The organism is Frigoribacterium sp. Leaf186 (assembly GCF_001423905.1).
GTDB lineage: Bacteria > Actinomycetota > Actinomycetes > Actinomycetales > Microbacteriaceae > Frigoribacterium.
The window spans coordinates 735589-761773 of record NZ_LMPQ01000010.1 but is presented as its reverse complement, the minus strand read 5'-3'; the positions used below and the strand labels follow the sequence as shown (position 1 = coordinate 761773).

At 72.4% G+C, this 26185-nt stretch carries 26 protein-coding genes; 11 read left to right on the top strand and 15 right to left on the bottom strand.

The window, feature by feature from the left end; all coding sequences use genetic code 11:
- The first annotated feature begins 90 nt into the window (after window positions 1-90).
- Window positions 91-300: a hypothetical protein gene (locus ASG05_RS10320; RefSeq protein WP_056260324.1), complete on the top strand. Its 210-nt coding sequence runs from the start codon at window positions 91-93 to the stop codon at window positions 298-300.
- Here ASG05_RS10320 and ASG05_RS10315 read toward each other — a convergent pair.
- Entirely contained in the window at window positions 297-485 is a 189-nt protein-coding gene (locus ASG05_RS10315) for a hypothetical protein (RefSeq protein ID WP_056260323.1), read from the bottom strand. The genes ASG05_RS10320 and ASG05_RS10315 overlap by 4 nt on opposite strands.
- A gap of 276 nt (window positions 486-761) precedes the next feature.
- Here ASG05_RS10315 and ASG05_RS10310 point away from each other — a divergent pair, with 276 nt between their 5' ends.
- Window positions 762-1700 (top strand): NmrA family NAD(P)-binding protein, encoded by a 939-nt coding sequence (locus tag ASG05_RS10310; protein WP_056260320.1) that lies wholly within the window; start codon window positions 762-764, stop codon window positions 1698-1700.
- Window positions 1701-1845: 145 nt separating this feature from the next.
- On the opposite strand, the gene ASG05_RS10305 is transcribed toward ASG05_RS10310, so the two are convergent.
- From ASG05_RS10305 to ASG05_RS10285, 5 genes are all read right to left on the bottom strand, one after another.
- Window positions 1846-2556, bottom strand: coding sequence for a GntR family transcriptional regulator (locus tag ASG05_RS10305; RefSeq protein ID WP_082486713.1), 711 nt, complete (start codon window positions 2554-2556; stop codon window positions 1846-1848).
- 28 nt (window positions 2557-2584) lie between these two features.
- The gene (locus tag ASG05_RS10300) at window positions 2585-3397 is read right to left on the bottom strand and encodes an aspartate/glutamate racemase family protein (RefSeq protein ID WP_235491460.1); all 813 of its coding nucleotides are present in this window, start codon (window positions 3395-3397) and stop codon (window positions 2585-2587) included.
- Window positions 3394-4407 (bottom strand): ornithine cyclodeaminase family protein, encoded by a 1014-nt coding sequence (locus tag ASG05_RS10295; protein WP_056260317.1) that lies wholly within the window; start codon window positions 4405-4407, stop codon window positions 3394-3396. The genes ASG05_RS10300 and ASG05_RS10295 overlap by 4 nt, the downstream gene beginning before the upstream one ends.
- Window positions 4404-5315 (bottom strand): ABC transporter substrate-binding protein, encoded by a 912-nt coding sequence (locus ASG05_RS10290; protein WP_056260315.1) that lies wholly within the window; start codon window positions 5313-5315, stop codon window positions 4404-4406. Before ASG05_RS10290 ends, ASG05_RS10295 begins: the two co-directional genes overlap by 4 nt.
- Window positions 5316-5381: 66 nt before the next feature.
- On the bottom strand, window positions 5382-6845 hold the full coding sequence (locus ASG05_RS10285; protein ID WP_235491459.1) for an MFS transporter: 1464 nt from the start codon (window positions 6843-6845) through the stop codon (window positions 5382-5384).
- 370 nt (window positions 6846-7215) lie between these two features.
- On the opposite strand from ASG05_RS10285, the gene ASG05_RS10280 reads away from it, so the two are divergent.
- A complete protein-coding gene (locus ASG05_RS10280) occupies window positions 7216-8208 on the top strand; it encodes a helix-turn-helix domain-containing protein (protein ID WP_056260312.1) in 993 nt (330 codons plus the stop codon).
- Between the two features lie 48 nt (window positions 8209-8256).
- Here ASG05_RS10280 and ASG05_RS10275 read toward each other — a convergent pair whose 3' ends face one another.
- The gene (locus ASG05_RS10275) at window positions 8257-9258 is read right to left on the bottom strand and encodes a chlorophyllase (protein ID WP_056260311.1); all 1002 of its coding nucleotides are present in this window, start codon (window positions 9256-9258) and stop codon (window positions 8257-8259) included.
- A 133-nt stretch (window positions 9259-9391) separates the two neighbouring features.
- Here ASG05_RS10275 and ASG05_RS10270 point away from each other — a divergent pair, with 133 nt between their 5' ends.
- From ASG05_RS10270 to aqpZ, 6 genes are all read left to right on the top strand, one after another.
- Window positions 9392-10018 carry a TetR/AcrR family transcriptional regulator gene (locus ASG05_RS10270; RefSeq protein WP_056260310.1) on the top strand — a complete coding sequence of 209 codons (627 nt, stop codon included), beginning with the start codon at window positions 9392-9394 and terminating at the stop codon, window positions 10016-10018.
- A 27-nt stretch (window positions 10019-10045) separates the two neighbouring features.
- On the top strand, window positions 10046-10531 hold the full coding sequence (locus ASG05_RS10265; protein ID WP_056260307.1) for a tetratricopeptide repeat protein: 486 nt from the start codon (window positions 10046-10048) through the stop codon (window positions 10529-10531).
- Window positions 10532-10564: 33 nt separating this feature from the next.
- Window positions 10565-11269: a hypothetical protein gene (locus ASG05_RS10260; protein ID WP_056260306.1), complete on the top strand. Its 705-nt coding sequence runs from the start codon at window positions 10565-10567 to the stop codon at window positions 11267-11269.
- Window positions 11269-13125, top strand: coding sequence for a sodium:proton antiporter (locus ASG05_RS10255; RefSeq protein WP_056260304.1), 1857 nt, complete (start codon window positions 11269-11271; stop codon window positions 13123-13125). The genes ASG05_RS10260 and ASG05_RS10255 overlap by 1 nt, the downstream gene beginning before the upstream one ends.
- A 190-nt stretch (window positions 13126-13315) precedes the next feature.
- Window positions 13316-13714, top strand: coding sequence for a phage holin family protein (locus ASG05_RS10250; RefSeq protein WP_056260301.1), 399 nt, complete (start codon window positions 13316-13318; stop codon window positions 13712-13714).
- Window positions 13715-13762: 48 nt separating this feature from the next.
- Window positions 13763-14545 carry an aquaporin Z gene (aqpZ, locus tag ASG05_RS10245; protein WP_082486624.1) on the top strand — a complete coding sequence of 261 codons (783 nt, stop codon included), beginning with the start codon at window positions 13763-13765 and terminating at the stop codon, window positions 14543-14545.
- Between the two features lie 87 nt (window positions 14546-14632).
- Here aqpZ and ASG05_RS10240 read toward each other — a convergent pair whose 3' ends face one another.
- Complete coding sequence (locus ASG05_RS10240; protein ID WP_056260299.1) at window positions 14633-15550, bottom strand: NAD(P)-dependent oxidoreductase; 918 nt, start codon at window positions 15548-15550, stop codon at window positions 14633-14635.
- Between the two features lie 61 nt (window positions 15551-15611).
- Between ASG05_RS10240 and ASG05_RS10235 the strand changes: the two genes are divergently transcribed.
- On the top strand, window positions 15612-16256 hold the full coding sequence (locus tag ASG05_RS10235) for a ScbR family autoregulator-binding transcription factor (RefSeq protein ID WP_162240649.1): 645 nt from the start codon (window positions 15612-15614) through the stop codon (window positions 16254-16256).
- A gap of 11 nt (window positions 16257-16267) precedes the next feature.
- On the opposite strand, the gene ASG05_RS10230 is transcribed toward ASG05_RS10235, so the two are convergent.
- The 7 genes from ASG05_RS10230 to ASG05_RS10200 form a co-directional block, all read right to left on the bottom strand.
- The gene (locus ASG05_RS10230; protein WP_200936796.1) at window positions 16268-17179 is read right to left on the bottom strand and encodes a ScbA/BarX family gamma-butyrolactone biosynthesis protein; all 912 of its coding nucleotides are present in this window, start codon (window positions 17177-17179) and stop codon (window positions 16268-16270) included.
- Between the two features lie 244 nt (window positions 17180-17423).
- Window positions 17424-19556 (bottom strand): ABC transporter ATP-binding protein/permease, encoded by a 2133-nt coding sequence (locus ASG05_RS15920; RefSeq protein ID WP_157490170.1) that lies wholly within the window; start codon window positions 19554-19556, stop codon window positions 17424-17426.
- A gap of 32 nt (window positions 19557-19588) precedes the next feature.
- A complete protein-coding gene (locus tag ASG05_RS10220; protein WP_056260293.1) occupies window positions 19589-20911 on the bottom strand; it encodes a peptidoglycan-binding protein in 1323 nt (440 codons plus the stop codon).
- Complete coding sequence (locus tag ASG05_RS10215) at window positions 20908-21774, bottom strand: hypothetical protein (protein ID WP_056260292.1); 867 nt, start codon at window positions 21772-21774, stop codon at window positions 20908-20910. Before ASG05_RS10215 ends, ASG05_RS10220 begins: the two co-directional genes overlap by 4 nt.
- A gap of 77 nt (window positions 21775-21851) precedes the next feature.
- On the bottom strand, window positions 21852-22193 hold the full coding sequence (locus ASG05_RS10210) for a hypothetical protein (protein ID WP_056260290.1): 342 nt from the start codon (window positions 22191-22193) through the stop codon (window positions 21852-21854).
- A 358-nt stretch (window positions 22194-22551) separates the two neighbouring features.
- Entirely contained in the window at window positions 22552-23661 is a 1110-nt protein-coding gene (locus tag ASG05_RS16360; RefSeq protein WP_157490169.1) for an HPP family protein, read from the bottom strand.
- A 147-nt stretch (window positions 23662-23808) separates the two neighbouring features.
- Window positions 23809-24546, bottom strand: coding sequence for a FadR/GntR family transcriptional regulator (locus ASG05_RS10200; RefSeq protein ID WP_056260286.1), 738 nt, complete (start codon window positions 24544-24546; stop codon window positions 23809-23811).
- A 185-nt stretch (window positions 24547-24731) separates the two neighbouring features.
- Between ASG05_RS10200 and ASG05_RS10195 the strand changes: the two genes are divergently transcribed.
- Window positions 24732-26126 (top strand): MFS transporter, encoded by a 1395-nt coding sequence (locus ASG05_RS10195; protein ID WP_056260284.1) that lies wholly within the window; start codon window positions 24732-24734, stop codon window positions 26124-26126.
- Window positions 26127-26185: the final 59 nt, after the last annotated feature.

Below are 26185 nucleotides of genomic sequence, written 5' to 3'. Positions count from 1 at the left end.
AGGAGGCGCGGGTCGCCTCCCCCGCGCCTCCTCGCCCTCGGCGCGTCGTCTGCTGGGCCGCGCCGCCCCGCCGTCCGGCACACTGGGCGGGTGCTCAGCAGCGTCGGTGCCCTCTCGGTGGCGTTCCTCGTGTGGTCGATCGTCGTGCTCGCCCGCTCCCGGCACCGGAGCGGGCACGCGGGTGCCACTGCCCCCGACGTCGCGAAGAAGCGGCGCGGCGCCTGGATCGTCGTCGTGTTGTCCACCCTGACGCTCGCGGCGACCTTCGTCGTCGGGACGGTCGTCGTGCCGACGCTCTAGGACCAGCTCGAGGTGGCGGTCACCACCATGACGACCGCACCGATGCTGGTCAGGGCGACGACGCCGAGCCAGCGGCCACTCATGACGGGTGCTCCACCCTGCCGGCGCAGGCGGAGGGCGAGCGCGAACCCGGCCACGAAGAGCACGGCTCCGACGACGAGCAGGACGACACCGGCGGTTCCCATCCCCCGACCCTAGCGACGCCCGACCCTGCCCCGCCCCGCGGGACGAGCACAGCACCACGAAGTGGACACCGCACCATCCCTTGTCGTGGTGCGGTGTCCACTTCGTGGCGTCGTGCGACCCGCACCCCCGCACCTGCACCCGCACCCGCACCCGCCGCACCCGCCACCCGCGCACACACACCCACCCGCGCACACACACCCGCACCCGCACCCGCACCCGCACCGCCGCCGAGCGCGCAGACTGGCCTCCGACCCCCGACGGAACGAGCCCCTCCCATGACCACCACCGTCCTCCTCGCCGGCGCGACCGGCGACCTCGGGCAGCGCATCGCCCGCGAACTGCTGTCCCGCCGCGACGCCCCCGACGACGTGCGCCTGCGCGTCCTGACCCGCCCCGGAAGCACCGGCGCGACCACGCTGTTCGGTGACGACGACCGGGTCGAGGTGACCCGCGCCTCCTACGCGGACGTGCCGGCCCTGACCGAGGCCGCGCGCGGGGCCGACATGGTGGTGTCGGCCGTCAGCGGCGTCCGTCCGGTGATCGTCGACGCGCAGCGGGCGCTGCTGACGGCGGCCGTGGCGGCGGGCGTGCCGCGGTTCGTGCCGTCGGACTACTCGGCCGACTACCGCAGCATCCCGCCGGGCAGCAACCGCAACTTCGAGCTGCGGCGCGAGTTCGCGGGAGTGCTCGACGCGGCGCCGATCCGGGCGACGTCGGTGCTCAACGGCATGTTCACCGACCTGCTGACCGGGGACGCGCCCATGGTGCTCTTCGACCGGAAGCGCGTGCTGTTCTGGTCGTCGGCCGACCAGGTGCTCGACTTCACGACCAAAGACGACGTCGCCCACGTCGTCGCCAGGGTCGCACTCGACCCCGAGGCGCCGCGCGTGGTCGAGGTCGCCGGCGACCGGGTGACCGCCCGCCAGGTCGCCCGCACGATGAGCGAGCTCACGGGCACGCCGTTCAAGCCGCAGTGGGCCGGCACGACCGGCACGCTCTCGGCGATGGCGGCGGTCATGCGTCGCACCTCGAAGGACGACGACGACACCTTCCCCGCGTGGCAGGGCATGCAGTACTTCGTCAACATGTTCAGCGGTGACGCGCAGTTGCGTCACGTCGACGGCGCCCGCTACGCGCCCGCCCGCTGGACGACCGTGCGCGACGTGCTCGCGACGCGCGTCGGCGCCGCGGCGGCGACCGCCACGGCCGTCTGACCGGGGGACGAGGAGGCGCGGTGTCCGTTCGTCGGTCGACGCGCCTCCTCGCCTCGTCCTGCTCTCGGTGACGAGGCCGAGGGTCGACCTGACGACCGCAGGAGGCGCGGGTCGGTGACGGACGCCGGCCCGCCTCGAGCGCGCGTCAGGGCCGACCGAGCCGGCGGCTCCCGGTGTCGCCGCCGATGTCGCCCTCGGCGGTCGTCGCCTGCGTCAGCAGGCTCAGGGACGGTGCCCGCCCCTTCTCGATGTGGGTGAAGGCGATGGACTCGGCAAGCCGCTCGTTGCCGGCGCCGATGGCCTCGAGCATCTCGTGGTGCTCGTCGGACTGCTGGCGCTGGTCACGGGCCGAGGTCAGGTAGAAGAGCCACGTCATCCGACCGGTGACCGCCCTCATCAGAGAGTTCAACAGGGCACTGCCGCCGATCCGGACGATGACCTCGTGCACGACCGTGGACGTCTCGGCGACCTCGAGCCAGTCGTTGCCGTCGAGCGCCCGGTGCTCGTCGGCGATCGCCTTCCGCAGGGGTTCGAGCGAGGCACCCCCCGCCGCCGCGCGGGCCGCCAGCCGGGCGGCAAGGGTCTCGAGGCTCAGGCGGGCGTCGAACAGTTCGGTGATGTCCGCCTCGGTCCACTCGACGACGCGGGACGACCGACGGGGCAGGGTGCGGACGAAGCCCTCGTTCTCGAGCTGTGGCAACGCCTCGCGGATGGGCAGGCGCGACACGTTCAGCTCGGCCGCGAGGGTCGCCTCGACCAGCCGGGCACCCTGGGTGTAGTCGCCGAGGATGATCCGCCGTCGGAGCGTCCGGTAGGTCTGCTCGGCGAGCGAGGACTCGGGGGTGACGGCGGTCATGACGTGGTCCGTTCGGAGGGGGATCACCTCATTCAACACGAGCCGCCGCCCGGGGCGGACCGGGCCAGCTGCGCGCCTTGGCCAGCGGTGTGGCGTAGCTGTCGATCTTGCTCGTCGTCAGGCCCTGCCGCGCGAGCGTCTCGACGAGCGAGGCGGCGGCCGCGACACCGTCGACCACCGGGACGGGGAGGCGCGCCCCGACGTGCTCCTCGAGTCCGGCCATGCCCGCGCAGCCGAGGCAGACCACCTCTGCACCCCGGGCGACGGCACGGAGGCCCGCCGCGACGAAGGCCTCGGCGGTGGCCGCGGGATCCGCCTCGAGCTCGAGGACGCCGAGGCCGGTGTCCTCGACGGCGACGCAGTGCTGCATCAGCCCTGCCGTGGTGAGGCTGTCGGTGATCTGGCCGACCGCGCGACGCACCGTCGTCACCACGCCGAACCGCCGTCCGAGCAGCATGGCGACGTGCGCCGCGGCCTCGGTGATGTCGACCACGGGGATGTCGAGCAGCTCACGCGCGCCCTCGCGACCGTGTTCGCCGAACCCGGCGAGGACGACCCCGTCGACGTCGCTCGGCAGGCTGCCCAGGGTGTCGAGCACGGCCGCCGCGCTGACGAAGCTGTCGTACCACCCCTCGGCCGAGGCCACGCCCCAGCTCGGCGTGATGCCGACGACCGTCGTGCCGGGCGCGACGGCGAGACGTGCCCGGGCGACGGCCGATTCGGTCATCGACTCGGTCGTGTTGCAGTTGACGACGGCGATGCGGAGCCCGCCGGCACCGCCCGTCACGCCGGTACCGCCCGTCATGCCGGCACTGCCCGTCACGCCGGCACCGCCCGTCACGCCGGCACCGCCACGGGCGCGAGGTGACGTTCGTCGCCCACCCCGCGGGCCCGGGCGAGGTCGATGACGGCAGCAGCCACCGCCAGGTCCTGCGCCGCGAGGCCGACCGAGTCGAACACGGTCACCTCGTGCGCGGACACCCGCCCGGGTGCTATGCCCGCGACGACCTCGCCGAGCTCACGGAGGCGCGTGTCGGTCGGCAGGGCCCCCTCACGGAGGGCTTCGAGCAGGTCGCCGGACTTGGCCCGGGCCGTCGCGGCGCCGTCGACCACGAGGGTGCCCAGGGCCATGGCCTCGCCGTCCAGCTCGCGATGGGTCGGCCTCGGGCGGGCCCCGACGGCGTTGACGTGCTGCCCCTCGTGCAGCCAGGCACCTCGGACGACGGGGTCCACCGAGGGCGTCAGGGTGCAGAGCACGTCGGAGGACTCGACGACGGTGCGGACGTCGTCCACCACCGTCACCGCGAGCCCCGGGGCGAGGTCGCCCACGGCGTCGACGAAGCGGTCGACGGTCGACGACGAGCGGGACCACACCACGACGTGGTCCAGCTGCGGGGCGACGCGGGCCGCCCGCAGCGCGCGGACGTGCGCGACGGCCAGGTTCCCGGCCCCCACCAGTCCGAGCACCCGCGAGTCGGGGCGTGCGAGGTGCCGGGTGGCGACGGCCGACGCGGCGGCCGTCCTGACCCGCGTGATCATGGCCCCGTCGAGCACGGCCACGCACTCACCGGTCTCGACGGACGAGACGACGATCGTGGAGCGCTGGGAGGGCAGACCCCGGGCGGTGTTGCCGGGGACGTCGGCCATCAGCTTGACGGCGGCCAGCCCGAGACGATCCGAGCGCACGGCCATGGGCAGGAACACCGTGTCGTCCGACCCGGCCAACGTCACCGGGGCCGGCTGAGTCATGGCCCCCGTGCCGAGGTCGGCGTGCACCGCCTCGACGGCGGCGAACACGTCGACCCCGGACAGCAGGTCGGTGATCTCGGTCGAGGCGAGGACGAGCGTCACGACACGGCGCCCGCCGTGCGGACTGCGTGGCCGCCGGTGAGCTCGTCCAGGGTGGGGGCGCGTCCGACCAGGCCGCCGTCGACGAGGATGCGCATCCAGCGGTCCGAGGCGTCGGCGTCGATCTCGGTCGTGTCCCACACGCCTCCCTCGGCCATCTGCTCGACGGCCGAGCGGAGCAGCGCGGCGTCCTTCTCGGGCCAGCGGGCGGCGAGGACGGTGGCGATCTCGGCGTCGGCGTCGCCCGCCGTGATCTTCCGCATGCCCTGCTCGACGGCGCCGACGAAGCGCTCGACCTTGTCGGCGAGCTCGTCGACCCGGTCGGTGCGCACGTAGTAGACGCTGTTCGGCATGACGCCACCCTCGGCGAGGTGGCTGAAGACGATCGTGCCGTGGCCGGCCGCGACCAGCTCGGACGCCGACAGCAGGTCGAGCACGATGGCGTCGCCGAGACCGCCCCGGTAGAGCTCGATCATCATGGCGGTCGACAGGTCACGCACCCAGCGGGTGGCCGCCGGGTCGAGACCGGCCTCGCGGATGAGGCCCGCCGTGAACTCGTACGGTGCGCTGCCGCCGGCCCCCGGGGCGAGGGCGACCTTCCCGGCGAGCCAGTCGAGACCGACCGGCCCCGTGGCGTCCCGGGCGACGATCGTCATGGGGAACCGGTGGTTCAGCTGCCCCACGACCGTGACGCGACGGTCCATGCCGGCGTACATGCCGGGCACCCACAGACCACCCAACGCCACGTCGGCCGCGCCCGACTCGAGGTCGTCGAGCACTCCGGTCCACGGGTCGCGCGCAGTGGCGGTGACCTCGAGGCCGGCGGCGGCGAAGAGTCCGCCCACGTCGGCGACGTATTCGGGCAGGTAGTTCAGGCCGTTCGCCGTGGCGGTGACGTTGAGCTGGTCCATGGGGTTCCTCCTGGGGTGGTGGTGTTCGGTGCTGGTGGTGTCGGCGACCCGCGACACCGTCGGGGGTCAGTCGGTCGCGCGGGTCGCGGCCGGGGTCGGTGCGGGGGTCGAGGCCATCAGGGCGTTCTCGTTGACGTCCTCGAGCGAGCGCCCCCGGGTCTCGGGAGCGAAGCGGGCGGCGACCACCAGGACGGCGTACATGGCGGCGGCGAGACCGAAGACCCCGGCGAAGGCGTACGAGCCGTAGAGGGCCACGGCGAGGAACGGCATGATCGCTCCGGCGATGTTGCCGATTCCGTTGACGATCGAGGCCCCGGAGGCGCGGATCGCGGTCGGGAAGACCTCTGCGGTCCACGTCGCGAGGGTCGTGTTCGTGACCATGGTGAAGTACTGGAACAGGGCACCGAGCACCAGGATGGCCCCGGTGCCGTTGCCGAGCGCCGCGAAGGCGAGGGCGGTGACGCAGCCGAGCACACCGGCGGTGGTGACCGCGGTCCGGCGGCCGACCCGGCCCGCGATGAGGGCGGCTGTGGTGGCGCCGAGGAGCGAACCGATGTTCATGATCATCGTGTACAGCAGGCTCTGGGTGACGGAGTAACCGCGCTCGACCAGCAGCGTGGGCATCAGGAAGTTCAGGGTCACCTGCGATCCGAAGGCCATCCACGACGCGACCCCGAGGGCGACGGTGCGGCGCAGGACGAACCGGTGGAACACGGCGGCGGGGTTGGCGTGGACGGGCATGGGCGGCAGGTCGTCCGGCGACAGCTGCACGGGCGGCTTCGCGTCCGTCGGGCGCAGCGAGTTCGACGCGAGGATCGCGAGCGAGCGGTTGGCCTCGTCGACGCGGCCCTTCGAGAGCAGGAACCGCGGGGTCTCGGGCAGCCGCCGCCGGTAGAGGACGACCAACAGGGCGGGCACGGCCAGGATGACGAAGGTCCAGCGCCAGACGACGTCGGGGCCGCCGAGGCTGATCTCGAGCGGGCCGAGCAGCAGCAGGAACAGTCCGTACGAGATGAAGTTGCCCAGGCCGCCCGCACCGACGTTGATCATGCCGATGGCCGTGCCCCGGAACTTCGTGGCCACCATCTCGGACAACATGACGATGCCGATCATGAACTCGCCACCGATGCCGATCCCCACGATCAGCCGGCTGACGAGCAGCCACTCGTAGTTCATGGCGACCGCGCTGAGCAGCCCACCCAGCGTGTAGATGAGCAGGTTCAGGCTGAGCGAGAAGCGTCGACCGTACTTGTCGGCCAGGTACCCGGCGAGCAGTCGACCGATGAGGCCGCCGATGACGGTCGCCGTGTTGATGCCGGTGAGCTGGACGTCACCGATCTGCAGGGAGTCCTTCAGGTGGCTGCCCATGGCGCCGACCGAGTTCTGTTCCAGGGTGTTGAAGAACTCCCCGGCGAGGATCAGCAGGAAGATCCAGAACTGGGCCCGGGTGAACCCGATCGAGTCGAGGACGGAGGCGACGGACGCGCCGGACGAAGACGGGGGTGCGGTGGTGCGGGATACAGCAGTCATGAGCGACTCCACGGCAGGTGAGGGTTGAGTGGCGACTGGCGACGAGGTCAGTTGCACGAAGTCCTCACTTTGTATCCCGGAATCGATTTCGGACAGGTTACGTCGACAATACGCTTTGTTTCAGGCCCGGCATGACAGGGGATTCACCTCGGCGCTGCTGCTGGATCGCAATCATCGGTATCCCAGATTCGCGACCTCGTCCGTTTCGCCGTCTCCTTCGACTCGATGCGGGCGACGTCGTGGTCGACGTCGTGGTCGACCGGGGCCGGCGCGGACGCCCACGAGAAAACGGTGGCCCCTCCCCCCGACGGGTGGGGCCACCGTTCGTCGCCGAGATGGCGACGGCCCCGGCGCTCGGTGGTGTCGGCCCATGAGCGTGGACGACCCGGAGGTGTTCGCGGCACATCGCGTGGCGACGTGCCGTGGCGTCGACGACGCGCGACGGGTGCTCGGCGAGGCCTTCCTGCCCGTGGAGTTCCCGACCGCGGGCACCTCGGGCCGACTCGGCCTCGAGCTGAACGCGCTGAGCACGGGCCGGTTGACCCTGGGCTACATGCGGTTCGACCGGGCCGTCCGCATCCGGACGTCCGAGCCGGACAACTACCACGTCGACATCCCGACGGCCGGTCGGGCCGCCCTGTGCGCCGCCGGCGGGCGCCCGGTCGAGGCCACGCGGCGGTCGGCCGCCGTCTTCATGCCGGGCCGACCGGTCGACCTCGACTGCGGCGACGGCTTCGCGCAGGTCGCCCTGATGATCCCCTGCGCCGAGGTGCAGCGAGAGATCGAGAGCCTGCTCGAGTCGACCTCACTGGCTCCCGTCGAGTTCGACCCCGAGCTCGACCTGACGGCGGGCGGGCAGCTCGTGCTGCAGGCGGTGCGTGTCGTGGACGAGGCGTCCCGGCACGTGGACGCGGTGCTGCAGCACCCGCTGGCCGTGCGGCACCTCGAGCGGTCGCTCGTGCAGGCCCTGCTCTTCTCGCAGGGGCACAACCACTCCGAGGCGCTGCGGGCGCCCGTGCCGGCGGCGGGTGCCGGGGCCGTCTCGCAGGCGGTCGACCTGCTGCGCGACGACCCCGCCCGCGACTGGAGCGTCGCCGACCTCGCAGCGGCGACCGCCACGAGCGTCCGCAGCCTGCAAGAGGGGTTCCGGGCGTCGCTCGACACGACCCCGACGGCCTACCTGCGCCGGCTGCGGCTCGAGCGGGTGCGTGACGACCTCGTGGCGGCGGCACCGGGCGGGGCGAACGTCACCGCCGTCTCGGCCCGGTGGGGCTTCACCCACCACGGCCGTTTCGCCGCGGCCTACGCGGCACGCTTCGGCGAGCGCCCGTCCGACACGCTGCGCGCCTCGACCGGCCGCTGACGCGGACGGCCCCGGGAGGCGCGGGTCACCCCCTCGAGGCGCCCGTCGTCAGCGCCGCGACCGGTCCGGACGAGAGCCGTCGACGCGATGGAGCGTCGCCGCCTCCTTCGACTCGACGCGGGCGACGTCGGGGTCGACCGAGGCCGCCGCGGACGCCCAGGCTCCCGGGCGGGTGCCCAGCGCCTCCTGCAGGAAGGCCGTCGTCGTGCGCCGGACGGCGTCGACGCGCGCGGGGCTCTCGTCGGTGGTGCTCGCCGAGCCGTAGGCGTGGATGCCGCCGAGGCTGTGCTCGCCGCCGACCAGCGTGACGAGGTGGCGCGAGCCCGGGCTCAGGTGGTGGACGTCGGTGAACCAGTCCGGGCCGCGGGTCGACAGGGCCGACTGATCGTGGTCGCCGGCGACGACGATCGACGGCACGGTCAGCTCGGCGAAGTCGGGGCTCATGAAGGAGAAGTGCTCGGCGGCGAACGGGGTCAGGTCGTCTCCGCCGAGACCCGTCGTGGCGAGCAGGACGCCGGCCGTCACCCGGTCGTCGCGACGACTCGCCCCCGGCCGGCCGTCTGGGCCCACGACGCGGGCACCGAGCAGCATTCCGACCGTCTGCCCTCCCCACGAGTGGCCCGCGGCCGCGATGCGCCCGAAGTCGACCCGCCCGGCGAGACCCGGCAGGGCCGCGACGAGGGCGTCGAGTTCGTCGAGCACGCGCTCGAGGTCGTCGACCCGGGTCTGCCAGATCGTCGGGGTGCGCGAGTCGTCGGGTGCCAGGCCGAGCGTGGCCGAGTCGAGGAAGGTCGGCTGGACGACGACGAAGCCGTTCGCGGTCCAGTGGTCGACGAGCGGGTCGTAGTCGGTCATGGACTGCGCGTAGCCGTGGGCGAAGACGATGACCGGCAGGTCGGTGCCCGTGGCGGGGGCGGAGACGCGCACCTGCAGGTCGTCGCCGCGGGCGGGCGCGGGCAGCACGACGGGGCGGACGCTGTGGGTCGGGACGGGTGCGGTGTCGGGCGCGGTCGCAGTGCTCGTGGCGGTGGCGGATGGGACGGTCGGCATGTCGGCCTCTCGGATCGGTGGAACGACGCCCGAAACGGAGCGTCGTTCCGTCACGATACGGAACGACGATCCGTTCCGCAAGGCCATGTGGAACGATGTTTCGTTTCGAGTGCCGCCGTGGGATGATCGCGGGGTGACCGCCTCCGACCCCGCGCCTCCCCCGGCTCTTTCGGCTCTTCCGGCTCCGTCGACCGCGCGACCCCGCCGTCGCGACGTCGAGCGCAACCAGCAGGCCTTGCTCGACGCGGCCGGTGCCGTGTTCGCGACCTCAGGGGTGGACGCCCCGGTGCGCGAGGTGGCCGCGGCCGCCGGCGTGGGGGTCGCGACGCTGTACCGGCACTTCGCGACGCGGTCCGACCTCGTCGTGGCCGTCTACCGGCACCAGATCGACGCCTGTGCCGAAGCCGGGCCCGAGCTGCTGGCCTCGGCGCCGTCGCCGTTCGACGCGGTGCTCGACTGGGTGCACCTCTTCGTGGACTTCCTCGACACGAAGCACGGGCTCGGTCGGGTGTGGGACGGCGACGCGGCCGAGTTCTCGTCGCTGCACGGCCTGTTCGTCGACCGCCTGGTGCCCGTGTTGTCCGACCTGATGGAGGCGGCACGCGCGTCGGGCGAGATCGTCGCGCCCGCGACGGCGTACCAGTTGCTGCGCGCGATCGGCGACCTCGTGGCGTTCAGCCCGCGCGACCCCGACTACGACGCGCGCCGGATGATCACGCTGCTCGTGACCGGGCTGCGCCAGGAGCAACCGCAGGCCTAGGCACGGCCTCCCCGCTACCGTGGCCGGATGGACACCGACGAGTGGGAAGACCGCGTCGCCGCCCTCTGGGCCGACGAGACCGTCGACGACGAGCAGCGCATCGAGCGGATGACGGCGCTGGCCGCCGCCGCCCCGCACCCCGCGCTGGGCGAGTTCGAGCTCGGCGGCGCCCACGACTCGGGCGGCCGCGAGGCCGAGGCCCACGTGCACTACGCCGCCGCGGCCGAGGCGGGCCTCGACGCCGCCGACCCCGACCGGGCCGCCCGCTTGGTGGTGCAGCACGCCTCGACCCTGCGCAACCTCGGCCGCGTCGACGAGGCGATCACGATGTTGCGCGACGCCCCCGCGCACCCCGCCACCGGAGCCGCCCCGAGGGTCTTCCTCGCGCTCGCCCTGCACAGCGCCGGCCGCCCCGCCGAGGCCCTGCGGGTGGCGCTCGAGGCCGTCGAGCCGACCCTGCCGCGCTACCACCGGTCGGTCCGCGCCTACGCGGCGGCCCTCACCGAGGGCTGAAACGGAGGGGGCGTGCGTCCCTAGAATCGCAGCATGCCTTTCGACGAGTGGTACGACGACGCGACGCGGGAGGCCGCGACGGCCCGCGTGCTGCAGCGGCGGATGACCAACCCCACCGACCGCAACGTCCTGACGGTCGTCGCGGAAGAGTTCAGCGTCCCGCGCCAGACCCTCAGCGACTGGGTCGACGAGGCGTCGCCCGAGTCCCCGAAGGCGCCGCGGAAGCCCCGCCCCAAGTTCTCCCAGGTCGTCAAGACCAGCAAGGAGGCGCGGGTCGAGTCCCCGACGGACGACGAACCCGCCGAGGCACCGCAGTCCGCCGCACCTCCGGAGCCGGCGAACGAACCCGAGCCCGCGAGCGAACCGGAACCCGCGAGCGAACCCGAGCACGACCCCTGGGCGGAGTCCGACCCTGCCCCGGAGCCCGAGCCGGCACCCGAACCCGCTTACGAGTCGGCACCCGAGAGCGAACCCGAGCCGCAGCCCGAGCCCGCACCCGCTCCCGCCCCCGCTCCCGTGCCGATCGACGCACCCGAGCCGGCACCCGCACCCGCACCCGCAGCACCAGAACCTGCCGCTCCCGCTCCCGTGCCGATCGACGCGCCCGAGCCCGCGCCCGCACCCGCCGCACCGGCACCCCCCACCACCCGCGTCGCAGCCCTCGAGGCCGAGGTCGCCGCCCTCCGTGCCGACAACCGGGCCCTGATCCAAGCGATGCGCGTCCTGCTCGACGTCTGATGGAGATCGCCGAGCTGCTCGTCCTGCTCGTCACGGGCTTCGTGGTGATCGCGGCGGCGACGGTCGTCGGCCCGCGGCTCGGCGTGGCCGCTCCCCTGCTGCTCGTGGCCGTCGGGGTCGCGGCGAGCTTCTTGCCGGTGTTCGCGTCGGTCGAGATCGACCCCGAGCTGATCCTCGCGGGCGTGCTGCCGCCGCTGCTCTACTCGTCGGCGGTCTCGATGCCGGCGATGAACTTCCGGCGCGAGTTCGGGGCGATCAGCGGCCTGTCGGTGGTGCTGGTCGTGGCGACGGCGCTGGTGCTCGGCGTGTTCTTCCAGCTCGTCCTGCCCGACCTGGGGTTCGCCTGGGGCGTCGCGCTCGGTGCCGTGATCAGCCCGACCGACGCGGTCGCGACGTCGATCGTCAAGCAGACGTCGGTGTCGAAGCGGGTCGTCGCCATGCTCGACGGCGAGAGCCTGCTCAACGACGCGACCGCGCTGGTGCTGTTGCGCACCGCGATCGTGGCGACCGCCGCCTCCTTCTCGTTCTGGGGCGCGCTCGGCACGTTCGCCTACTCGGTCGTCGTCGCGCTGGTGATCGGGCTGGTCGTCGGCGCGGCCAACCTGGCCGTCCGGCGGAGGGTGACCGACTCGACGGTCAACACGGTGATCTCGTTCGCGGTGCCGTTCGTCGCGTCGCTGCCGGCGAGCGCCGTGGGTGCGTCGGGCCTGGTCGCGGCGGTGGTCGCCGGCCTGGTGACGGGGTTCCGGGCACCGCGCGAGCTGTCGCCGCAGAACCGGCTGTCCGACTCGCAGAACTGGCGGACGGTCGAGCTGGTGCTCGAGGGCGCGGTCTTCCTCACCATGGGGTTGCAGATCAGGTCGATCATCATCGACGTGCAAAAGGACCACGCCGGGGTGCTGCCGGCCCTGCTGATCGCGGTCGGCGCGCTGGTGCTGACGATCGTCGTGCGGGCGGCGTACGTCGCGCCGCTGCTGCGGGTGCTGTCGGCGCGCGCCCGCCACGCCGAGGCGATGCAGCCGCGGGTGCAGAGCATGAAGGAGCAGATCCAGGCCGAGGGCGCCGGCGGTTCGTTCGCCGAGCTCAACCGGCGGGGTCGAGGAGCCCCCCAGCAGCTCGAGGCCGGCGTCGCCGACGACACGACCCGAGGAGGCGCGGCTGACGACGACGAGCAGGTCGCGCCGGTCGACGGGTCGCCTCGCACCCCGCGCCGCGGGTCCCGCCGCGGTTCGCAAGGTGACCACACCCCGCGCACCCGGGCCCCGCGCACCCGCACCGCGCGCACCCCCTCGCAGCGCACGCTCGACCAGTTCACGAGGCGCGTGACGCAGGGCCTGGCCGACATCGAGTACTTCCTGCGGCAGCCGCTCGGCTGGCGCGACGGCACGGCGGTCGTCTGGGCGGGCATGCGCGGGGCGGTGACGGTCGCGGCGGCGCAGACCCTGCCAGAGGACACCCCGCAGCGCCCGGTGCTGGTGTTGATCGCGTTCGCGGTGGCGGCGCTGTCGCTGCTGCTGCAGGGCGGCACGATCGGCCCGCTGCTGCGGCGCCTCTCGCCGCCCGTCGACGAGGCCGCGGAGCACGCGCAGAACGAGTCCGAGCGCACCAAGATCTTCGAGCTGATGCGGAAGAGCGCCGACGCGGTGCCCGGCCCCGACCCCCGCACGGCGGACCGCTCGAAAGAGGGCTTCGACGCCTCGATGGCCCACACCCTGGCGATGCTCGCGGCTCAACGCGAGGCCCTGCTCGACGCCCGCGACAACGGCCTGTTCGACGCCGACGTCCTCGCGGACGCCCTCGCCAACCTCGACGCCTCCGAGATCGCCATCGAGCTCCGCGGCCGCCTCGCCGACTGACCCGCGGCGCCTGACGCCTCGCGCTGTCCCCCGACTGGCCGATTCGCGAGTGCCCGGCGCGCGATGGCTGGACGCCGGCTGGGGGTCGGTGACGACGGGGGTGCCCGCCGCGTCCGAATGGTGTGTCCGCATCGCGGCACAGCGATCCCCGGCCACCGCCCCGAGTGGCCTCAGCGAGAGAAGGACCACCATGAGCACAGCCGACGAGAAGCAGGGCGAGGCCGGATTCGCCGGTCGGTTCCGCGACCAGCTGGGCACCCGGGCCATCGAGCCCTTCGTCAAGGCCGTCCGTGCCGAGCTGAGTTCCGCACGCGACGAGATCGCCGGCCGCGCCCGCGACGCGCGATCGGGCGTCGTGATGCTCGCCGTCGGGGCAGTCCTCGCGATCGTGACCGTGATCCTCCTGGCCGGCACCGCCGTCGCCCTGCTCGCCCTGGCCGTGCCCCTCTGGGCCGCCGCCCTGATCGTCTTCGCCGTCTTCGCCGTCGTCACCGCGGTGCTCGTCGCCGCGGGCCTCCGCGGCGTCAAGCGAGGCGTGCCGCCGGTCCCCGTCGACACGGTGAAGAACCTCACCTCGTCCGACGACTAGCCCGTCTCCCCGACACTCACGACACCCACCACACACGAGAGAACCGCCATGCCCCGCACCCCCTCCGCCAGCCGGACCACCAAAGAACAGCGCACCCACCACGCCGAGACGTACACGCCGCTCGCGCGCTACGCCTCCGAGGCGTTCGGTGCGTTCCTCCTCGTGCTCGGCGGCGTCGGCACGGCCGTCTTCGCCTCGTCCTTCCCCGACGAGGGCAACGTGCTCGGCGTGGGCTTCCTCGGCGTGGCCTTCGCGTTCGGGCTGAGCGTCATGGCGGGCATCTACGCCGTCGGCCACATCTCGGGCGGCCACTTCAACCCGGCCGTGACGGTCGGCTTCGCCCTGGCCGGTCGCACCCCGTGGTCGAGCGTGCCCGGTTACGTCGTCGCGCAGCTCGTCGGTGCCGCCGCCGGGTCGAGCGTCGTCGCACTCGTCGCCGCCGACGGCCCCGCCGGCTACCTCGCGGCGGCCCGTGACTCGGGCTTCGCGTCGAACGGCTTCGGCGCCTCGTCGCCCGGTGGGTTCGGCCTCGGAGCCGTGCTCGTCACCGAGATCGTGCTGACCGCCGTCTTCGTCGGAGTCATCCTCTCGGTGACCGCGAAGAACGAGTACAAGGCGCTGGCGCCGCTCGCGATCGGACTCACGCTGACGCTGATCCACCTGATCAGCATCCCGGTGAGCAACACGTCGGTGAACCCGGCCCGCTCGTTCGCGGCAGCCCTCTACGGCGGCCCCGACGCCCTCGCGCAGCTCTGGGTCTTCTTCGTGGCACCCCTGGTCGGCGCCGCCGTCGCCGGCCTCGCGCACCGCGCCCTCCGCCGCCGCGGCTGACCCGTCGGGTCGCACCGCCACCGCGACGACCGCAGGAGGCGCGGGTCACGTGACCCGCGCCTCCTGCGGTCCCTTGGTCCCCCGGCCTCAGGCCCGGGCGAGGCGGCGGTAGTGCTCGACGTCCCGCGGGGTGAACGCGAGGGCCTCGGGCGGCGTGAGGCCGGCCGCGTCCCAGGCGTCGGCGGGCGCGAGATGGTAGTCGCGGGACACGCTGCGCACGAGCTCTCGGCCCTCGGGTGCCAGGGCGGCCTCCGCCTCGGCCAGCGTCAGGCTCGCGGTGGGCATCGCGTCGACGAGCCCGTGACGGACGAGCAGGGCGAGCAGGTCCGACACGCTCGTCGGCCGGGGCAGGGCGGCGATCACGCTCGGCGGCGAGCCCGGGGGGCTGGCGTCCGCCCGCCGCGACAGCGCGGCGACGAGGGCCCCCAGGTCGTCGACATGGACGACGGACTTGAGCGCCCGCCCCTGGTCGATCGTCGCGCCGAGCTCGAGGGTCGCTCGCCGGATCGTCGGCACCACCCACCGGTCGCCGGCGCCCACGACCAGGGCGGGACGCACCGAGAGGCCGCCGGCCGCCTCGACCACCTGCTCGGCGAGCCGCCTGCTGGCGCTCAGCACGGACACGGGCCCCTGGGGCGTCCCTGCGCCCCGGTGCGGGCCGGCACCCAGGACGGCCGCGGTGCTGAGGTAGACCAGGCGGGACACCCCTCTCGAGGTCGCGCCGTCGACCACGTCGCGCGTGCCACGGACGTTCACCTCGGTGCAGAGGTCGGTGTCGTAGCCGACGTACGAGGCGGCGTGGACGACGGTCGCGACGCCGTCGAGGGCCCGTCCGAGCGCCCGAGGGTCGCGCAGGTCGCCGACCACCGTCCTGCCGACGGGCGGGACGCCGACCGCGCTGCGGACCAGCACGGTCGTCCGGGCACGCTCGTCCGGGGTGAGCGACCGCAGCACGCCGCTGCCGACGAACCCGGTCGCCCCGGTCAGTAGAATGCCGTTGTCCACGTCGTCCTCCTGGCTACGAGATCGAGCCGGTGCGGGTAGACCGTGGCCACGAAGGAGCGCAATGGCCAGGCAGGCTCGGGCAATAGCCACTCGCGAGGCGATCGTCCAGGGCGCCGGCATCGTGTTCGGCGAGGTCAGCTACGCGACCGCCACCCTGCAGGACGTCATCGCCCACGCGGGCGTGACGCAGGGCGCGCTCTACTTCCACTTCGACTCCAAGCTCGACCTGGCCCACGAGGTCATCCGCCAGCAGCACGAGTTGTCGATGCGTGCCGCCGGGCGCTTCGCCGGCGACGACCTGCCGAGCCTCGACGCCCTGATCCTGCTGTCGGGTGAACTCGCCCGACAGATCCGCAGCGAGCCGGTCGTGCAGGGCGGGTTGCGGCTCACGACCGAGTCGGGGCAGCTGTTCCCCGACCACTCGCGCGGGCCGTACCTCGACTGGATCGAGAGCACCGAGCACTTCCTGCGGGGGGCCGCCGCCCAGGGGCAGCTCAAGGCCGACCTCGACCTCCACGCCATGGCCCGGTACGTCATCTCGGCCTTCACGGGGGTGCAGGTCGTGTCGAGGTCGCTGACCGGCTGGGCCGACTTCGTCGACCGCCTCGAAGAGATGTGGCTGCTGCAGCTGCCCCTCGTCCTCGACGCACCGCCCGAGGGCGAGATCGAGCGCCTCGCCGCGCTCGCCCGCTCGGCCGGCGAGTAGGGCCCCGGCCGTCACCGCAGGCGCAGCTCGGCCGCGAGCCGGTCGTCCTGGTGCACGGCCAGCAGCACGTCGTCGGGCGGGCCCGCCCCGTCGCCCGGGACGTGGCTGACGAGGACGGGCCGGTCCAGCTCGAGGTACGACAGGAAGGTCCCCTCGAAGGACGACGACGAGAGGCCCGACTCCCCACGGACGGCGTCCACCGCCTGCCGGGCGGCCTCGATCACGAGCATCCCCGGCACGTGGTCCAGGGGGTGGTCGAAGAAGACCGGGTGCTCGAGGTCCATGTCCACGAGCCAGGTCGGTCGGGTGCCGGACGCGACGGGCACGAGACGCACCCCGCGACGCATCGGCGAGCTCGGGGCCAGGGCGTCCGAGCGCACCGCCGTGGGGCGCATCCGGGCGTAGAGGCGACTGTCGAGAACCTGCAGGTCGCCCGTGCCGCGAGCGACGACGACTCCCTCGTGCACGAAGGTCAGGTGCGCCCGGAACGACGTCACCCCGCGTGAACCGGATCGGACGCCGTCGATGCCGACGCGGATGTCGATCTCGGTGGGCACCAGCGCGTGACCGCCTCCGGCCCCCGTCAGCTCGACCGACAGGCCGCGCATCGAGAACGCGTGGTCGAGGGGCACGTCGTAGTAGCGGTGCGCCGTCAGGATCACGGCCTGGCGCAGCGTCTCGGCCGCGAGGACGAGGTCGCCGCCGCGGCGTTCCGGGCTGAAGAAGTGGTGACGGCGGGGCCACTGGGCGTGGACGGTGTAGTCGTCCGGCCCCAGGACGCCCGAACCCGTCAGGTACACCTCGGACATCGCGACCCGATGCACCAGTCGTCGGTCGATCGGCTCCACGTCCATGGTCGCGGCCCGGCCCAGGGCCCCGCCCACCGCCTGGCCCACGGCCCCGCCCACCGTCACGTCCGCCACGTCCGCGGCCACCCCCGCGTGCACTGGACTTCCCGGCATCTCTATCCCCCACGTCTCCGCATCGAGCGACACAGCCCCCACGGCTCGAAACAAACATTGTCGTGGGTATCATATGGTTCGAGGAAGAAGGAGCCTGCGGTGCCAGCCGTGCCGCGGGCCTCCAGTTCGGGGGCCGACGCCCGGGCGGACGGGGACGGTCGATCGCGATGCGCGGTCGCCGGTCCGCCCGGGCGATCGGGGACGCTCAGCCGCGGATCGCGGTGGCCGGGTTCGCCCGGGCGGCGACGAGCGCGGGGTAGGTGGCCGACAGCACCCCGGTGACGCATCCGGCCACCAGCCCCACCCCCACGATGCGGATGTCGAGCGTGGGCGTCCACCGCTGCACCGCGCAGACGACGAGCACGCCGCAGAGACCCACGACGCCGCCGGCGACGCCGCCGGCCGCCCCGACGATCAGGCCCTCGAGCGTGAAGATCCGCCAGATCGACGACCGGCTCGCCCCGATGGCCCGTCGCAGGGCGATCTCGGAGGCGCGGGTCTGCACCGAGAGGTACATCGCGGTCGCGGCGCTGAGCGAGGCCAGGGCGAGCAGCACCCACGAGATGAGGGCGATGAGCGTGCCGAGGTCGGTCGCCACCCCGGTCTGCAGCGACCTGAGGTCGGCGACCGTCTCGATCCGCACCGACGACGGGTCGCCCGGTGCGACGGCGAGCGGGATGGCGTCGGCGAGCGGGGCGGGGTAGCCCGAGACGGTCCGCACGACGAGGTGCGGGTCCTCGAGCCGCATCTCGCCCGCGGCGGCCCGCGAGAGGACGACGGAGTCCGAGAGCAGCGGGTCCCGTCCCGTCGTGTCGAGCACCCCGACGACGTCGATCGGCGTCCCGTGCAGCCAGACGACGCTGCCGGGCCCCGCTCCGGCGAGGCCCAGCTCGGCCGCGGCGTCCTCTCCGACCACGGCGACGGCACCACCCCACGTGTTGTCGAGCAGCGTCGCGGCGGTGCGCGGGGCGGTGGTGGCCCCCTGCGTCCTCAGGTAGTCGGCGTCCGCCACGCGCAGCTCGCCGGTGAACGCGTCGCGCGACCCCGAGGCGTCGGGCAGCAGCGTCAGGCCCGCCTCGCCCGCGGGAATGCTCGCGACCGACCCGACGAACTCGACCCCGTCGAGGGCCTCGACGTCGGCGATCGCCCCGCCCGGGCTCGTCCGGTCGTAGAAGCCGTCGGCGGCGGCCTCGGCGCTCGAGGTGCGGACGACGACCTCGTCGAGGCTCGCCGCGGTCAGCCGGGCCGCCACCTGCGTCGCCGCGCTCTGGCTGATGCCGAGCGAGCAGACCAGCCCGCCCGTGCCCAGCAAGAACGCCACGAGCAGCAGGGCTGTCCGCCCGGGGCGGCCGCTGTGGCTCGACACCGCGTCGAACACCTCGTCGACGAGGCGCCGCCAGTGGGCGCCGCGTGACGTCCCGGGACGAGGAGGCGCGGTGCCGGCGCCCGAGGCACCCGACGTCCCGGCGCGGTCGCCTCCGCCGTCGTGGTCGCCGTCACCGTCACCGTCGCCGTCGCCGTCGACACCGAGACCGGCGAGGCCGAGACCGCCGAGGTGACCCGCGCCTCCGAGGTGGCCCGCGCCTCCGGGGCCGACCTCGTCGACGCCGACCTCGTCCGGGCCGCTGCCGTCGTCGAGGACGCCGTCGACGAGCTGCAGCCGCCGGCCCGCCGCCGCCGCGACCGTGGTGTCGTGGGTGATGACCACGACCGTGACCCCGGTCGCGTTCAGGGCCGTGAGGTGGTCGATGATGTTCTGCGAGTTGACGGTGTCGAGGGCGCCGGTGGGCTCGTCCGCCAGCAGCAGCGAGGGGCGGGTGGCCATGGCCCGGGCGATGGCCACGCGCTGTCGTTCTCCGCCCGAGAGGTTGAGGGCGTCCTCACCGGCGCGGTGCCGCAGGCCCAGCTCGTCGAGTGCCGAGGTGACGGCGGTCCGGCGTTCGGCGAGCGACGCGCCCCGGATCTTCAGCCCGAGGGCGGCGTTGCTGGCGGCCGACTCGTCGAGCAGGACGTGCGAGTCCTGGAAGACGAACCCGATGACGTCGGACCGCAGCGCGTTCCGCTCGCGTTCGCGCAGGGTGCGCACGTCGACGCCGTTCAAGCGGTGGGTGCCGCTGGTGGCGACGTCGAGCAGCCCGAGGATGTTCAGCAGGGTCGACTTGCCGGCACCCGACGGCCCGACGATGGCGACGAACTCGCCGGGCCGCACCGTCAGCGTCACCGACGACAGCGCGGTCGTGCTGCCCGTCCCGGAGCCGAACGACCTGCCGACCCCGGCGAGCTCGAGGACGGGGACGTCGTCCGGGCCGGGGGTGGTCGCGACACGACCGGTGGTCACGACTCGACCGGTGGTCACGACTCGACCGGTGGTCACGACTCGACCGCCAGGCGCTGGCCGATCGGCAGCCGCTCGGTCTCGGCGATCGAGGCCCAGCCGTCCGCCTGGGCGAGCACGGTCACGTCGACCTCGACCGGTGGTGCGGGGCTGCCCCTCTGGTCGGCGTCGTCCGGGGCGGCGTCGCCCGAGGTGGCGTCGCCCGAGGCGGCGAGGACGACGAAGGTGCGGGTGCCCTCTTGGCGCAGGGCGACGAGTGGGATCGCCGGGCCGGCCTCGGCCTGGGTGGCGGGCGTCACCTGCAGCGCGGTGCCGGCGTCCGCCCCGAGGCCCTCCGGCACGGCGAGGGTGATCGGGTACCCCGACGAGGTCGTCCCGTCGCCGGCGACGAAGTCGCCCACGCTCAGCACGGTGGTCGGGATCGGCCCCGACGTGGGGCTCGACACCGTGACCGTCGTCCCGGTGGTCACGACGTCCCTCTCGACGGCCGTGATCTGGGCCGTCAGCACGGGGGCCGAGGTCTGCAGGCGGACGACGGCGACGTCGCTCGACAGGGTCGTGCCGACGCCGGCGGCGGCCAGCACGGTGGCGGACGCCGTGGGGACGCCCGCGAACTCGTGGACGGCGAGACCCTGCACGCCGGGGGCGACGTAGGGCAGGCGGTAGCCCGCGTCGGCGTAGAGCCGACCGAGTGCCCGGACCGATCCGCCGTCGAACGCCCCCGAGGCGGTCACCCCGCGGTAGCCGAGGTCGATCAGCGTCTGTTGCACGGCCTTCACGTCGTTGCCCGACATGCCGGGCAGCAGGTCACGGTAGAGCGGCACCGAGGTCGGCAGGGCGAAGAGGGGCCTGCCCGACACCTCGGCGAGGAGTCGCCCCGTGCCCACGACGTCGCCGACGGCGACGGAGGCGCTGGTCACGACGACGCGTTCGGTCGAGCCCTCGGCGCCCGAGGAGGCGGCGCCCGGGTCGGCGGCGGACGAGCCGGCAGCCGCCGCACCGGTCGTGGGGGCCTTGTCCCCACTCGTCGGGGCCGCCGTGGACGACTCCTGGACCGAGGCCTCGGTCACCGTGACGTCGAAGGTCGTCCCGCCGGTGAGTGCGGCGGGGAGCGCGTAGCCGGGCGAGACGACGCGTCGGTCGACGGTGGCCGTCACGGGCACGGTCGCGCGGGCGCCCCGCAGGGCCTCGTCGGTGGGCGAGGTCACGAAGCGTCCGGCGACGAAGGCGCCGGCGAGCAGGGCCGCGAGGACGACCAGGAAGACGACGATCCGGACGGGGTACCGCAGGCGTGGGATGCGGACGCCCCCGTCGGCCGCCGCCCCGCCGTCCCCGTCGGGGTCACCGGCGCGGGTCATCGGCCGGCGATCACGTCGTCGAAGAAGGTCTCGACTTCTTTCCGCTCCTCGGCGAACGCCTGGATCTGGGCTGCTTGTTCGTCCATGTAGGCCGCTTCGTACCGGGCCTGGGTGTCGTAGAGCGTCTGGACGGCACCCGTCGAGGAGGCGCACTCGGCCTCGGTGACGGCGGCGTCGATCTCGGACTCCTTGCCTTGGGCGGCGTACTGCGCCGAGGGCCGGCCGTCGTCGGGGTCGAGCACCAGTCCGGCCTGTTCCATGCAGGCCTCCCAGTCCGCTCGTGCTTTCTGACCGGCGTCGCTCGCGCGGGCGCGACCCTGCGCCTCCGTGCGGATGCGCCAGTCGACGTTGGGGCCCTGAGAGAAGGTGAGCTGGTCGGTCATCGAGGTCTTGGCCTTCTCCATGCAGACTGGGTACGCCTTGTTGAACTCGACGCCGAGGGGCAGGGTGTCCAGGGTCCGCGGGCCGGTGCCGGTCGCGAGGCCGACGCCGAACCGGCTGGCGTAGGGGACGCTCCAGAGGCCGTAGGTGCGGTCCTCCTCCATGACGTAGGGCGACCAGTCGAGGCGTTCGGCGACGGCGTCGTAGCCCTGCTCGGTCATGCAGTCGTCGGCGCGGACGGCGAGGGCGTGCAGGACCTTCGACACGTAGGCCGGGGACGACAGGCTGAGCTCGTCGAGCGGCAGCGACGGGATCGCGTGCTCGAAGTCGAGTCGGGCCGCGGCGCCCTGGTACCCGTCGATGTCGACCGCGGGCAGGTCGTCGGAGGTCGTCGCCGGCGGCGACGGCTCGGACGAGCAGGCGGCCAGCCCGACGGCCGCGACGATCGAGAGAAGGGCTGCGACGGTACGCGGCTTGTGCAAGGGAGTGCTCCTACGAGGATTCGGACCGGGCGGAGGGAAGGGGCTGCCAGGTGGCCCTGGCAGCCCCCGTCCGAGGACTAGCCGATGCTGCTGGTCATGTTGTCGAAGTTCCACTGCGCCAGGTTCGGGGCGCCGGTGTAGAACTTGCCGGTCTTCGCTCCGCCGTAGTCGCGGTTCTGGTACAGGACCGCGTAGTTGGCCGGCGAGGTGACCTTGATGGACGACGTCAGGTTGTCGTAGCTGTCGCCGACGTAGGACGTCCCCGTGCCGAAGTCGGTCAGGTACGTCTTGTAGTCGGCGTAGCGCCAGGTCTGGATGCCCGCCTGCGCCGGAGTGGCGGCGAGCAGAGCACCGCCGGCGAGCAGGGCCGTCGTCGCGGCGGTCGCCGCGACCTTCTTGAGAAGTGACTTCTTGAACATTGTTTCCCCTTGTTCTGTGGCGCACGGGCGGTCGCCCGTGCGTGATCACCCGTCTTCGGCGTGGAACCCCCCGCCGCCCGAATTGATCAAAAAGTAGCGCCTACTTTGTTACGGGGCAAGTCGCCCGTCGCACGTGTCCGAATCGTGATCACGCGGGCGATGTCGTCCATCCATCGGCCACTGCTCTGGGCGGGGACGATCTCCGGCACACTGTCCCGATGAGGAGAAGCCGCCCGGCCCTCGTTCCCGTCGAAGAACTCGACCCGCGCGTCCCCGCACTCTCGACCTGGCCGCATGACGGCGACCCGCGCCTCCTGCAGTCCCCCATGGCCGGGCAGAAAAGGCTCCCGGCTGGCCGCTACGAGCCACTCAGCTCGGCATCCACGGGGACTTCTGGGGTCTTGATGGCCGAAAGCCAGGTCGTGAGCCGATGGACGGCTTCGATTCCCGACAAGAGGTTCTCATCCGGGTCGTCGAAGTGAGCAATCAAATTGCGCAGCAGCCGCGTGGAATCGAGCCAGGAGATGAATTCGTCTCGCGAGAGCGACCAACCCAACTGGGACCAGTTGTCCGCATAGAGGTGTTGAAGGTTGCCGAAGGTGTACTCGTCGAGAGCCTTGCCGGACGACGCGATGGCGTCGACCAGGAGCGACCTTGCAACCCTCTTGAGTTCTCGTTCGCATCGACCGACAGCCAGGAATGGCAAAGCCAGCTCCTCGAATTCCAAGGCGAGGTCCGACGAGGTGACGATCCCGGACAGCAGTCCGCGGTAGGTGACCACCACATACCCTCGGTCGGTCACGGGGCCGACACTCGCGAAAAGATCCGAATGGAGATCCACGGGTGGTGTCGGCATCGTCACTTCGCCGACAGTGGTGGGACTCTCACCCCGCAACGTCGACTGCCCGAACGACTCCCAGGTGAAAATTCCGACCACCGCGGGGCGATCGAGTGATTCCACGACAGGCAGCTGCGAGAAGTCGTGACGCATCATCAGGGTGAGCGCGTCCGAGACGAGGGTTTCCCTGGTGACGAATCCGCGCACGGCTCCCTGATCGCGGAGACGCAGGGCGTACATAGCGGAGTCGATTCGAGACAGGGTGAGGAGATGGTCCGCTGGCTGTTCTGAAACGGCCAGCACCACCTGTTCCGGGCTGTCGCGCTCGATGAGAACTTCGAGATCAAGATGCCCACCGTCGAATGGCGGATTGGTTCGCAACCCCATCTTGGCTAGGTCGCGATAGATCGTCTGGACCCTGTTCTTGCCGCGACTCTCGTAGCCCCAGTAACCGATGAGCCGTCGAATTGTGATGGGCTCCCAGCGAACTACGACGTGTTGTTCGTCCTCTTCGCCGGACTGGTCATCGTTGCAGCGGCAGCGGCGATCTGGTGGATCGCCGGTTACGTCAATCGGCGCCGAGCTACCGCGAGAAGACAGCCAAGGAACTAACCAGATGGGCCCCCGCATCCGCCGGGGCCCATCTGCGCGATTGGTGGGAGATCGTGGCCGGAGGTAGGCCCGCGTTCATACCCGGCGCACCGCACCCTCCGTGGGCCGCGACGGACGAGCCAGGCACAGGGACGACGACGACGGTGGGGACATCGGGGGCCCGACCTAGACGACCGTCGCGCTCCGGACCCGGTCGGCGGCGGTGGCCATGTGGTCGCGCATCGCCGCGAGCGCGGCGTCGGGGTCGCGCGCCTCGATCGCCCGGAAGACGGCCCGGTGCTCTCGGTAGGCGGCCTCGGCCTGGTCCTTCTCGGTCAGCCCTCGCTCGACCCACAGCCGCAGCAGCGACCGGGTGCTCTGCAGCAGGTCCTTGAGCACGACGTTGTCGGCGCTGAGGGCGATCTGCAGGTGGAACCGGATGTCGGCCTGGAGGAACGCGTCGATGTCCTCGAGCGAGTCCGCCATCACCTCGACGAAGCCCCGCAGCTTCTCGACGTCGGCGTCGGTGGCGCGCTCGGCCGCGTAGGCCGCGGCCTGGATCTCGAGGCCGCCGCGCACCTCGATGAGTTCTCGCGTGCGTGCCGCGTTCAGCATGAGTCCCCAGCTGAGCGTGGTCGGCAGCAGTTCAGAGGTCTGGTCGCGCAGGTAGGTGCCCGAGCCCGGCCGCACCGTGACGATGCCGAGGATCTCGAGCGCAGCCAGGGCCTCGCGCACGGCCGACCGGCCGACGCCCAAGCGCTCGGCGAGCTGCCGCTCGGGCGGGAGGCGCGACCCCGGGGTCAGTTCGCCGGCGGTCAAGAGGGCCACGAGCTGCTTGACGACCTCGCTGACCGCGGTGCCGCGCGGGACCATCTCGAGCTCGAGATCGAGGCTCGTGGGGTCGCTCTCTGGGTAGGCCGGCACGGTCCGAGCTTAGTCAGCGGGGGCTCGTGGTCCTGCCGTCGCCGACGAGCTCGCCGGCCTTCCGCATCGCCCAATTGGTCAACCGGTTGACAGATTTGGACGGAAAAGGCACGATGGTCCCTGCGCGCCACCGGCATCGGTCGAAGGCGTCATCCAACAACGTCGTTAGATCCGAAGGAGTCGATGTGGACACCACAACCCGAACGTCCGCGCCACAGAGCGCGGTCGAGAAGTCCGCGATCAAGAAGGTCGCCGTCCGGCTCGTCCCGTTCGTGGCGTTGATGTTCTTCATCAACTACCTCGACCGCACCGCCATCGGCTTCGCCGCTCCGAACGGCATGGAGTCCGACCTCGCCCTGTCGGCCGCCCAGTTCGGCTTCGCCTCGGGCGTGTTCTTCATCGGCTACATCCTGCTCGAGGTGCCCTCGAACCTCGCCCTGCACAAGTTCGGCGCCCGCAAGTGGCTCGCCCGCATCATGGTGACCTGGGGCATCGTGGCGTTGCTCTTCACCTGGGTGCAGAACTTCGAGCAGCTCGTCGCGCTGCGCTTCCTGCTCGGCGTCATGGAGGCCGGGTTCTTCCCCGGCGCGATCCTCTTCCTGAGCCTCTGGGTGCCGGCCGCCCACCGCAGCAAGATCCTCGCCCTCTTCTACCTGGCGCAGCCCCTCACCACCGTCATCGGCGCCCCGCTCGCCGGCTGGCTGATCAGCCACGACGGCGTCTTCTTCGGCCTCGAGGGCTGGCGCTTCATGTTCATGGGCGTCGCCATCCCCGCGATCGTCGTCGGCATCGTGGCCTGGTTCTACCTCAAGGACAAGCCCGCCGACGCCAAGTGGCTCACGAAAGAGGAGCAGGTCTGGCTCACCCAGGCCCTGGTGAAGGAGGCCTCGACCAAGACGGGTGCCGTCTCGACCACCGGCAAGCACCCCGGCCTCGGCGTCGTCTTCAAGAACGGCCGCGTCTGGATGCTCTCCTTCATCTACTTCGGCTTCATCTACGGCCTCTACGCGCTCGCGTTCTTCCTGCCCACCATCATCGGCGGCTTCCAAGAGCAGTTCGGCACCGAGTTCACCGTCACCCAGCGCGGCTTCATCACGGCCATCCCCTACGTTCCCGCCGCCCTCGCGCTGTACTTCTGGTCGCGTGACGCCTCGCGTCGCGGCCTCAAGACCTGGCACATCGTCATCCCCGCCGTCGTCGGCGGCCTGAGCATCCCGCTCGCGCTCTACGCCCAGTCCCCCGCCCTCACCATCGCGGTGATCGCGGTCACCGCCATGGCGATCTTCGCGGCCCTGCCCAACTTCTGGACCCTGCCCACGCAGTTCCTGACCGGGGTCGCGGCGGCCGCGGGCATCGCGCTCATCAACACCGTCGGCAACCTCGCCGGCTTCAGCGCGCCCTACATCACGGGCCTCGTGACCGACGTCACCGGCGACTACAAGGCGCCGATGTTCATCGTCGGGTTCTTCATGCTGCTGTCGGCCGTGTTGATGGTCGCCCTCAGCCGGATGAAGAAGCCCGAGGGCACCCTCAGCCCCCGCGAGCAGGCCGACCTGGCCGCCACCGCCGGGCTCGACTGACCGACGGTCACACCCCACCCCCGCGGGGCCCGGACGATCACCGACCCGGGCCCCGCCCC

Excerpts from the sequence above, each read along its gene's own strand:
- ASG05_RS10315 (WP_056260323.1), bottom strand. The coding sequence starts at position 485 with ATGGGAACCGCCGGTGTCGTCCTGCTCGTCGTCGGAGCCGTGCTCTTC.
- ASG05_RS10310 (WP_056260320.1), top strand. The coding sequence starts at position 762 with ATGACCACCACCGTCCTCCTCGCCGGCGCGACCGGCGACCTCGGGCAG.
- ASG05_RS10305 (WP_082486713.1), bottom strand. The coding sequence starts at position 2,556 with ATGACCGCCGTCACCCCCGAGTCCTCGCTCGCCGAGCAGACCTACCGG.
- ASG05_RS10290 (WP_056260315.1), bottom strand. The coding sequence starts at position 5,315 with ATGGACCAGCTCAACGTCACCGCCACGGCGAACGGCCTGAACTACCTG.
- ASG05_RS10285 (WP_235491459.1), bottom strand. The coding sequence starts at position 6,845 with ATGACTGCTGTATCCCGCACCACCGCACCCCCGTCTTCGTCCGGCGCG.
- ASG05_RS10280 (WP_056260312.1), top strand. The coding sequence starts at position 7,216 with ATGAGCGTGGACGACCCGGAGGTGTTCGCGGCACATCGCGTGGCGACG.
- ASG05_RS10275 (WP_056260311.1), bottom strand. The coding sequence starts at position 9,258 with ATGCCGACCGTCCCATCCGCCACCGCCACGAGCACTGCGACCGCGCCC.
- ASG05_RS10265 (WP_056260307.1), top strand. The coding sequence starts at position 10,046 with ATGGACACCGACGAGTGGGAAGACCGCGTCGCCGCCCTCTGGGCCGAC.
- ASG05_RS10260 (WP_056260306.1), top strand. The coding sequence starts at position 10,565 with ATGCCTTTCGACGAGTGGTACGACGACGCGACGCGGGAGGCCGCGACG.
- ASG05_RS10255 (WP_056260304.1), top strand. The coding sequence starts at position 11,269 with ATGGAGATCGCCGAGCTGCTCGTCCTGCTCGTCACGGGCTTCGTGGTG.
- ASG05_RS10250 (WP_056260301.1), top strand. The coding sequence starts at position 13,316 with ATGAGCACAGCCGACGAGAAGCAGGGCGAGGCCGGATTCGCCGGTCGG.
- aqpZ (WP_082486624.1), top strand. The coding sequence starts at position 13,763 with ATGCCCCGCACCCCCTCCGCCAGCCGGACCACCAAAGAACAGCGCACC.
- ASG05_RS10235 (WP_162240649.1), top strand. The coding sequence starts at position 15,612 with ATGGCCAGGCAGGCTCGGGCAATAGCCACTCGCGAGGCGATCGTCCAG.
- ASG05_RS10220 (WP_056260293.1), bottom strand. The coding sequence starts at position 20,911 with ATGACCCGCGCCGGTGACCCCGACGGGGACGGCGGGGCGGCGGCCGAC.
- ASG05_RS10210 (WP_056260290.1), bottom strand. The coding sequence starts at position 22,193 with ATGTTCAAGAAGTCACTTCTCAAGAAGGTCGCGGCGACCGCCGCGACG.
- ASG05_RS16360 (WP_157490169.1), bottom strand. The coding sequence starts at position 23,661 with ATGCGGGGGCCCATCTGGTTAGTTCCTTGGCTGTCTTCTCGCGGTAGC.